Raw genomic sequence first — 8,909 nt, 5'->3', positions numbered from 1 at the left:
ATAGTATTGGCAGAAAAATTAGACAAAAATCTGTTAAGTGTTCCCTGGAGAAAAAATCTCTGTGAGAAATTATTTGTTCGTTAAGAGTCAATCACCTTTTGCCATACCAGAGGTAAATTTTCTGCTCAAACTTCTGGGAAATTTTCAGGAAAAATAGAAAGGGAAGGTTGAATATCCTTCTACTTTTAGTCATCTCATGATATTATTTCCCATGAACTCAAGTATTTAATAATTTGTTCCCTGTTCCTTAATTCCGCTAAATGTTAAATTTATTTTGTGGAGAGACTTAAATAATATATATGTTAAATCGCCAAAACTTAGAAAACTCAAACGTCAAAGCAAATAATCAACTAGAAAATGGTTTTAACTTTGCCTATTTAGATGAACAAACGAAACGTTCTATTCGCCGCGCTTTACTCAAAGCAGTCGCTATTCCTGGTCATCAAATACCTTTCGGTTCCAGAGAAATGCCAATGTCTTATGGATGGGGTACAGGTGGTATTCAAGTCACAGCTTCAGTAATTGGTAAAAACGATATTTTAAAAGTAATTGACCAAGGTTCAGATGACACAACAAACGCGGTGAATATTCGCCGATTTTTTGTAAAAGTGTGTGGAATCAAAACTACAGAAAAAACAACAGAAGCAACAATTGTTCAAACCCGTCATCGCATTCCAGAAACTCCACTTAAAGAAGGTCAAATTATTGTTTATCAAGTGCCAATTCCTGAACCTTTGCGATGGTTAGAACCTTCGGAAATAGAAACTAGAAAAATGCACGCCTTATCAGAATATGGAGCAATGTATGTAAAATTATATGAGGATATTACGAAATTAGGAGATTTTGCCACGAGCTATGATTATCCAGTGATGGTAAATGACCGTTATATAATGAGCCCTAGTCCTATACCCAGATTTGATAATCCTAAGATGAATTATTTGCCAGCTTTGCAACTTTTTGGCGCTGGAAGGGAGAAGCGAATTTATGCAGTTCCTCCTTATACTAAGGTCAAAAGTTTGGATTTTGAAGATTATCCATTTACTGTGGAAAAGTGGGATAAAGCTTGTGAACTTTGCGGGTCTAGAGAAAGTTTTTTGGATGAAATTTTGATTGACGATCAAGGAGGAAAAATGTGGGTTTGTTCTGATACAGATTATTGTCATAAACGACAAGAAAAACAAAAATTATAGTTCAATATCTGACAATTTTCTTTGAGGAAATATAGATATAGCAATCCTAAATTAGTTATGAAAATTTTTATAATAGTTAATTTGAACTGAAAACCTTTGAAATTATGACTCCTGACTCCTAACTACCACCAAAATATTAGAAATGAAATAGAATTGCTATAGTAAATTTTATTGTTATAAATTTTGGTTTAATCTGGTTTATGGTTAAGGGTTATTGATACCAATTTTATCTGATTTTGCATCTAATCCATCCTCCAACTTTCCCCCTTAAAATTATAGAAATTGTTTAATCCTAATTTCTTATTCCTAGTCACAAACATTTCTATTTAATTTTATCTAACTAGTGCAGCGTAGTGAAAATAAACCACCAGTTACAAAATCATATAACCCTTACCAAATCAATACTTTTAACTTTTTACTTTTGACTTCCGCGGAGTAGCACTACTTACACTTTATTAAACTATTTTCATAAAAATATCGATCGAGCAAAAGCTATTACTGAAAAAAAATTAGACAAATAATGACATTAAAACCATTGTTAAATGTAGAAAAATTAAGTAAGTATTATGGCAAAATAAAAGCCTGTGACCAGATATCTTTCAATCTCTATCCTGCCCAAGTTTTAGGAATAGTAGGAGAATCTGGTTCTGGAAAATCAACTCTCTTAAATGCCATTGGAAGATACATACCTATTGATAAGGGAAATATCACCTATACTACTTCTAATGGAGAGATATTAACAGTACCAAAACTATCAGAAACCAGTTGTCGTTTATTAAGAAGAACTGAATGGGGATTTGTCCAACAAAATCCTCGTGATGGATTAAGAATGAACGTAACTGCCGGAGCAAATATTGGCGAACGTTTAATGGATATAGGAGTAAAAAATTATGGAAAAATTCGAAAAGAAGCTGCTTATTGGTTAAACCAAGTAGAAATAGATATTAACCGGATAGATGATTTACCAAAAATGTTTTCTGGAGGGATGCAACAACGGTTACAACTAGCTCGTGTTTTAGTCACAAAACCTCGGTTAATATTAATGGATGAACCAACCGGAGGTTTAGATGTTTCAGTACAAGCTCGTTTATTAGATTTAATTCGTTCCCTTGTGAGAAATCTCCAGTTAAGCGTAATTTTAGTTACCCATGATTTAGGGGTAGTTAGATTACTTGCTCACCGTTTATTAGTAATGAAAAATGGGCAAATTGTTGAGTCAGGATTAACAGACCAAGTATTAGATGACCCTCAACATTCCTATACTCAACAATTAGTTAGTTCAACCTTAATTCCATAAATTAAGGAAGAGGGAAAAATAATTTAGTTCTAGCAGTGCACTCTGACATATTTACACATTATTTTTTGTACACCTTTTCTAAGTTGCACTTTTAGCTAAAAGTTGTAAATACCTAAGCGAGCAGTGCTATATTTAAGATAGAAGGAGTAAATATTCAAAAACAAGTAAAAATGATAGAGATAGCTATCTGAAACGAATTATAGTAGCTCTTGAAACTTTACTAGGAGTGTTTATAAGTAGTTGTGCAAAATTAATTACACATATTTAGCAAAGGAATGTATAGCATAAAAAGCAAATACATATTTATGAGATGATCGGGAGATTATGATATTTATTAGAGACTTTATACCAGAGACTAGAAAGATTTTAGAAAGAATGACATCTAACAGCTTACTTCAATATCTCAAAAAACTGCTTGATAATTTAGAAGCAGAATATGTAATTAATTTTGCATAGGCACTTAGCAGTTTTCATTAACATAGAATACAGAGATTTTTGGTTTAAAGACAGAAGGCATAAAGTTTTGTAATCTATGCTATAAGAGTGGTTATACCTTGTAGATAAGGGGATACCTGAAAGTATTTTCATCTACTTCTTCCTCCTTCCTCCTTCCTCCTTCCTTCATTATGAGTATTCAAATCTTAGCAACTAATAATTCACAAGAAAATAGTTTCCTAGAAACTTCTCTACTATTAAAAGCAGAATCTATTGAAAAAAGCTTTACTTTACACAACCAAGGCGGAGTCAAATTATCAGTATTGAAAAATCATTCTCTCGACTTAAAAGCAGGAGAATGTATTGCCTTATCTGGCAAATCTGGTTCAGGAAAATCTACATTTATGCGTTGCCTTTACGATAACTATCGAGGGGATACCTGAAAGTATTTTCATCTACTTCTTTCTTCTTCCTTCTTTCCTCTTCCTTCTTCCTTCTTCCTTCATTATGAGTATTCAAATCCTAGCAACTAATAATTCACAAGAAAATAGTTTCCCAGAAACTTCTCTACTATTAAAAGCAGAATCTATTGAAAAAAGCTTTACTTTACACAACCAAGGCGGAGTCAAATTATCAGTATTGAAAAATCATTCTCTCGACTTAAAAGCAGGAGAATGTATTGCCTTATCCGGCAAATCCGGTTCAGGAAAATCTACATTTATGCGTTGCCTTTACGGTAACTATCGAGTCGATCGAGGTTCAGTTTGGGTAAAGCATAAATCTACCTGGGTTGACCTTCCTAAATTAGCACCCCATGAAATTTTAGAAGTACGCAAAACTACTATTGGTTATGTCAGTCAATTTTTACGAGTAATTCCCCGCGTGCCAGCTTTAGAAGTAGCAGCAGAACCTTTATTAGAATTAGGAATAAAGGCAGAAATAGCCTATCAAAAAGTAGGGGAATTATTTGAGATATTGAATTTACCAAAACGTCTTTGGCATCTTTCCCCCACTACCTTTTCTGGAGGAGAAAAACAACGAGTTAATCTAGCTAGAGCGCTGGTAGTTAATTATCCAATTTTATTATTAGATGAACCAACTTCAGCCTTAGATTCTGTGAATCGTCAAATAGTAATTGAACTATTAGAAAAATCCAAAGCTAATGGGCGTGGTTTGATAGGAATTTTCCACGATGAAGAAGTAAGATTAAGACTTTGTACAAAAGAACTTACTTTTGAATAAGTAGAACGGTGCAAAAAAACAGAAGTATTTAACGAAAAGTAAATTCACCTAAAACTCTCTTCCCTTATGCCTTCTGCCTTCTGCCTCCTGCCTTTTTATAACAATAATTTTCAACACCGACCTACTTAATTTTCGGATTCACACTCCCAACGTTAAACGCTAGTTTTTAGTTGCAAAAGTTAGTAATATTATTTTTTTCTATATTTCCTTAGATTTGAAGCTTTTTTCTTATACCAAATTCAAAAAAGGAAGTTACATCTTAAGCATGTGATTTATTCCTACAAGAAAAAATTATAAATTCCATAAGAGGCACAGCAATAGTTACTTTTCCATATTTAACTTCAACATATTCTAAACATTCTCGAAAATCAGATTCCCTTTTGGTCAGTAAAAGTTATCTTTTTTTCGGTCTTCAGATAATTTCCATATCCTCGAAAGTGCTGTATATTATTTGATCTAATATTATAGAAGGACAGAACTTGAGGAGTAATTTATGAATTGCCCTTACTTCTCAACCTAAATTTTTAGCTTTCGTTGTGGTAGTCTTTATAGATAATAATTAGTATTACTGGAAAAATTATTGTGAGTTTTATTCATAGCGCATTTCACTTCAATAATGTTTTGACAGTAAAATCAAAAAAAATTGTTTTATCTACTCTATTAATAGCAATATCTTAATTTTACAACTGATAATTTATACCCATAAGCAACAGCAAACTTGCTAAAACACTACCCAAAAATCCTATTCCCAAATTCGTCATATTTGACTGACTCGCAGATGCCATTGCAGTATTCAAATCTGGTGAAGTTAAACGTTCATAATTTTTCACAGCTACAATTGTTTCTGGTAGGGATGATATTAAACTTCCCAAAAAATAATGCAGTCCGGCAAAAACTGCATCACCAAATAATTTACTAAGTAAATCATCATAAATTTCAGTCCAAGCGATAAATAATGTATTTAATATATAGCATAATAAAATTAATAACCCTGTGCCTAAAATAAACTGCCACCAACTTGCTATATAATCATCTGCATTAATATCATCAAATAATTCTGGTCTTTTGTTCTTAAATTGTTTTTCATAAAAGAAGAAAACTAATACACCTGCTAAACAAATTAAACCACCAATAAATATCCAGGGCAAAGTGCGGGTAGTGATTCCCTCTGGCAAAGGTGCAAACTCTGATTCACCCGTAATGCACCAGTAAGCTGTAGTGGCAAAAGCAAACATTGATAATGACATGAAAAGATGCCATAAAAACAGCATTCTTTCTTTGTTAAAAATTTCGATAAAATTTTTGATATAAGATATTTTGCCAATAAATATCCATTTACTAATAACAATTATTGGCGCAACGATAAACATGAGATAAATATTGGCAAAATTTGAGCCTAGAGGAGTTGCTATACCACCTAGTCGTCGAAGACTTAGTGATAGCAACATCAGAAATAATTCTGGGTTATTTGTACTAGAGTTAATTACTATAGTGCGTTTATCTTTGCCTAAATATTTACCTGCTAAACCTGCGGCAGAATTTACCATCATATCTGTAGCAGTCGGAATAAACCAGAAGCAAAAAATGACTGCTATCAAGGCAGTAATTATCAAAAAAGTAGTTTCATTGGTAGAGTTGTGTAATTTTATAATCCAGGTGTCCATAGCTTAAAATATAAGATTCAATATCAGGAATTGAAAAGTAGTCGGGTTAGGCCAATATTTAAGTTATACCAATTTGATCGGAGAATATTAAACGCGCTGTTTTTTTTAGGCAATAGCATCCTTGCCTTATCCCCTGAGAAATTAAAGGCGCTGTATCATCTTGTTTCCCCTTTTCCAAAGGTAAGGAAGGGGGATATAGAGAAGAGGGTATTTCATTTCAGTATAGATGTTGTTGCTTAAGGACAACGTTGGGAGTAGGGAAAATAGGGAACTTATCTAAAACAAACAAAGACTATCCTACTGGCATAGTCTTTGTTTATTGTGACTATTTTTACTCAAGATTCCATTAATTTATGTTTAAATGCCGACAATAGTAGGTATAATATTTTTTAGCAGAGCTTCAATTTAAGCTACTAAATTACTATTTTTATTATTTTAATAATAGCCCATTTAATAGCTCTAAAATGTTCACTTCTGACTTTTTTTTATTTTAATACTTGTAGTTAATTGATTTTTGGATATCTTTAAATAATAAAGATATATCCATTTTAATTCAATGACAGTTGATTTTCTTGTACTTAATTTTAATCTTTTATATAGAATCCGGTTATATAGTATATGTTTATAATTCTATCTACACTTCAATATTCAATCTCCCCACCTTCCCATCTCTCCATATCTCCCAACTATAGCAATCAGGAATCAGATGTGAGCATTGAGGTATTCCTTAAAAGTATAGAATAGACCTATTGCAAAAGTTTTAATTAAATCAATTCAATATATACAATAAACAATTTAATCTCCCTCCATACCTATTCCCTATTCCCTGACTTCTGCAAGAAGTCTAGTATAGGAGTTATCATATTCATATATATTCATTTTTTCTTCTTCTCTATTCCCTATTCCCTAAAAGTATCCAATATCTCACAACTCAAATCATATTACTATATATAATTAAGTATTCAACCGGATTTGATATTACACCTACTAACTACTAGCTAAAGCCTCATAGATAGCTACATCAAAATTAACTGCTTAAATTCATATTTATGTTGACCGTCCACAAGCTTTTTTAGTTAAAACTAACTCAAATTATACTGAGGATAACTATTGCCAAGACAATAGTCATGTGGACGGTTATTAATAGGATTAGTAGATATTTAGCTAATCAAAACTTACCTACCATTAGGCAATCCTGGTACAGTTACTCCTTCTACTCGTTGGCGGAATTCTTCCACACCTGGATTAAAATCTATTGGCAAAACTGCCACAATGTTCTCATGAGGACGAGGAATAATTACCCAAGATTCTAAAGTAGCGCCATAAGCTTTTTCTACTGCTGCGATTCCTGCATCCATCGCAGTTTTTACTTCCGAAACATCACCTCTAATTTGAACAGTAAACCGCGCACTACCAACCCTAATATAACCGACTAAAGTAACTCGACCAGCTTTTACCATTGCATCTGAAGCAGCTAAAATACCAGGAAAACCCTTAGTTTCAAGTGCTCCAACAGCTTGTTGCGCCATTCTATCTCTCCTAAATTTCAGTTAAGAATTTAATTCTTTGGATTAATTGTAAAAATTTTAGATGTCTGCCATAAATAAACTATTATTCAGCCAAACTATAATAGAATTTAGGACAAAATTCATCTAAACTGTTCGCTAATTTCTGTATATTCTAGTGGTAATACAGATTCTACATTCTCTGGGGGATTAGGAACAATATAATGACCGTCCACTATACCACCATAGACTTTTTCTGCTGCTTCAATGCCAGCTTGGACTGAAGGATTAACTTCAGAAGTTGGTCCCCGAACTGCAACTACAAAGTGGCCTCTTTCGGCTATACCGTAATAAACCAATGTGACTCGTGCAGCTTTGACCATTGCATCTGCAGCAGCTAAAATGCTAGGAAAACCAATAGTTTCTATGACGCCTACCGCATCTGGCATCGAAACTTTCCTCCACTATCAAGAATCAATTAATATAATTGTAATCTCAATAGGTAATGCTGTATATATAAATTGATAAAAATGGTATAATTTATCCTGGACTATGAGCATTTTTATCTATTTTGATATCTTTGTTTAAATAGGAAATAGGTAACAGGGAAAGGCTTTTAAGCTACCAATGAATTCTTAACATCAACATCTATATTCACCGTTTAAATAGGTAAAATACTATGAAAGGTATTAGCTGAATTAAGCTAAATAAAATATCAATAAAAATTAACTATAGTAATCTTATTTTAAATTTTAGATTTGATCCAAATAATACTCAGGATATATATTTTCTAGAATATTTAGAGACTGTTGATAAATTTACTCAAATTTCTGTTTTTTCATGTTGTTTAAAATTGATTCCTTACATTATATTATTAGGACTTATATCATGTCCGGTAGAATAGGTATTGTAAGCGTGAAGGCAAGGAAGAAGGAAGAATGAAGAAAGAAAAAGCTTTAAGAGAAGGAAAAATCTTAAATATGGTAGATATTTCCCTAGTGTCTAATTGTATTAGTTAATATATTTATTAGGCTAATGAAAAAAGCCGGAAATCAAAGGAAATCAACTTCAAATAATATTACTAATTTTGGCAATTAGACACTAGCTTTTACAGGAGACCATACCAACCGACATGATATTATGAAGAGACCGGGTTATCATAGGAAATTTCCTGATTTGAACAACAATAATTAGGGTAATAAACCTAGTTTCTTGTTTGAGTGCGTAACTCCTGATTATATAGAACCCATTTGATAGCTATATAATTATGGTAGTCAAGTCTTTTCGCGCATCAATTTTGAGGAAAAATCATCATCTCAAGGAGTGTTGAATTTTTTGTATTATTTCTCCCCACATCTTCCTTCTTCTCTCTTCCCTCTTACCTCTTACCGAAAAATCAAGGTATAAAGCCTCTGAATTCATGGAGAAAGAAGAAAAAAATTCCAAGAGCGCCAATCAATTCCGTTATAAGAAGAGGTAATTATTCATTATTCATTATTCATTATTCATTATTCATTATTCATTATTCATTATTCATTATTCATTATTCATTATTCATTATTCATTATTCATTATT

At 32.3% G+C, this 8,909-nt stretch carries 8 protein-coding genes; 5 read left to right on the top strand and 3 right to left on the bottom strand.

All coding sequences use genetic code 11. The features are described 5' to 3' along the window. Positions 1-299 precede the first annotated feature (299 nt). The 5 genes from ACP6PM_RS24045 to phnL all read left to right on the top strand — a co-directional run bounded on the left by ACP6PM_RS24045 (position 300) and on the right by phnL (position 4,164). A complete protein-coding gene (locus ACP6PM_RS24045; protein ID WP_426589123.1) occupies positions 300-1,190 on the top strand; it encodes an alpha-D-ribose 1-methylphosphonate 5-phosphate C-P-lyase PhnJ in 891 nt (296 codons plus the stop codon). 520 nt (positions 1,191-1,710) lie between these two features. Continuing rightward, complete coding sequence (gene phnK, locus ACP6PM_RS24040; RefSeq protein WP_426589121.1) at positions 1,711-2,487, top strand: phosphonate C-P lyase system protein PhnK; 777 nt, start codon at positions 1,711-1,713, stop codon at positions 2,485-2,487. A gap of 324 nt (positions 2,488-2,811) precedes the next feature. Continuing rightward, positions 2,812-2,943: a hypothetical protein gene (locus tag ACP6PM_RS24035; RefSeq protein WP_426589119.1), complete on the top strand. Its 132-nt coding sequence runs from the start codon at positions 2,812-2,814 to the stop codon at positions 2,941-2,943. 170 nt (positions 2,944-3,113) lie between these two features. Further along, positions 3,114-3,365, top strand: a complete 252-nt coding sequence (locus ACP6PM_RS24030) for an ATP-binding cassette domain-containing protein (protein ID WP_426589117.1) — start codon at positions 3,114-3,116, stop codon at positions 3,363-3,365. 64 nt (positions 3,366-3,429) lie between these two features. Then, a complete protein-coding gene (gene phnL, locus ACP6PM_RS24025) occupies positions 3,430-4,164 on the top strand; it encodes a phosphonate C-P lyase system protein PhnL (protein WP_426589115.1) in 735 nt (244 codons plus the stop codon). A 680-nt stretch (positions 4,165-4,844) separates the two neighbouring features. On the opposite strand, the gene ACP6PM_RS24020 is transcribed toward phnL, so the two are convergent. The 3 genes from ACP6PM_RS24020 to ACP6PM_RS24010 form a co-directional block, all read right to left on the bottom strand. Then, positions 4,845-5,828, bottom strand: a complete 984-nt coding sequence (locus ACP6PM_RS24020; protein ID WP_426589113.1) for a hypothetical protein — start codon at positions 5,826-5,828, stop codon at positions 4,845-4,847. Between the two features lie 1,175 nt (positions 5,829-7,003). Next, positions 7,004-7,357 (bottom strand): carbon dioxide-concentrating mechanism protein CcmK, encoded by a 354-nt coding sequence (locus tag ACP6PM_RS24015; RefSeq protein WP_426589111.1) that lies wholly within the window; start codon positions 7,355-7,357, stop codon positions 7,004-7,006. A 119-nt stretch (positions 7,358-7,476) separates the two neighbouring features. Next, positions 7,477-7,782 carry a BMC domain-containing protein gene (locus ACP6PM_RS24010; RefSeq protein ID WP_426589109.1) on the bottom strand — a complete coding sequence of 102 codons (306 nt, stop codon included), beginning with the start codon at positions 7,780-7,782 and terminating at the stop codon, positions 7,477-7,479. Positions 7,783-8,909: the final 1,127 nt, after the last annotated feature.

It is taken from the genome of Dapis brunnea BLCC-M229, assembly GCF_050015995.1.
GTDB lineage: Bacteria > Cyanobacteriota > Cyanobacteriia > Cyanobacteriales > Microcoleaceae > Trichodesmium.
This window is presented reverse-complemented; position numbering and strand designations above follow the sequence as displayed.

What these genes read in the sequence shown, in the direction of transcription:
- ACP6PM_RS24045 (WP_426589123.1), top strand. Translation starts at nt 300, where the DNA reads ATGTTAAATCGCCAAAACTTAGAAAACTCAAACGTCAAAGCAAATAAT.
- ACP6PM_RS24030 (WP_426589117.1), top strand. Translation starts at nt 3,114, where the DNA reads ATGAGTATTCAAATCTTAGCAACTAATAATTCACAAGAAAATAGTTTC.
- phnK (WP_426589121.1), top strand. Translation starts at nt 1,711, where the DNA reads ATGACATTAAAACCATTGTTAAATGTAGAAAAATTAAGTAAGTATTAT.
- ACP6PM_RS24035 (WP_426589119.1), top strand. Translation starts at nt 2,812, where the DNA reads ATGATATTTATTAGAGACTTTATACCAGAGACTAGAAAGATTTTAGAA.
- phnL (WP_426589115.1), top strand. Translation starts at nt 3,430, where the DNA reads ATGAGTATTCAAATCCTAGCAACTAATAATTCACAAGAAAATAGTTTC.
- ACP6PM_RS24010 (WP_426589109.1), bottom strand. Translation starts at nt 7,782, where the DNA reads ATGCCAGATGCGGTAGGCGTCATAGAAACTATTGGTTTTCCTAGCATT.
- ACP6PM_RS24020 (WP_426589113.1), bottom strand. Translation starts at nt 5,828, where the DNA reads ATGGACACCTGGATTATAAAATTACACAACTCTACCAATGAAACTACT.
- ACP6PM_RS24015 (WP_426589111.1), bottom strand. Translation starts at nt 7,357, where the DNA reads ATGGCGCAACAAGCTGTTGGAGCACTTGAAACTAAGGGTTTTCCTGGT.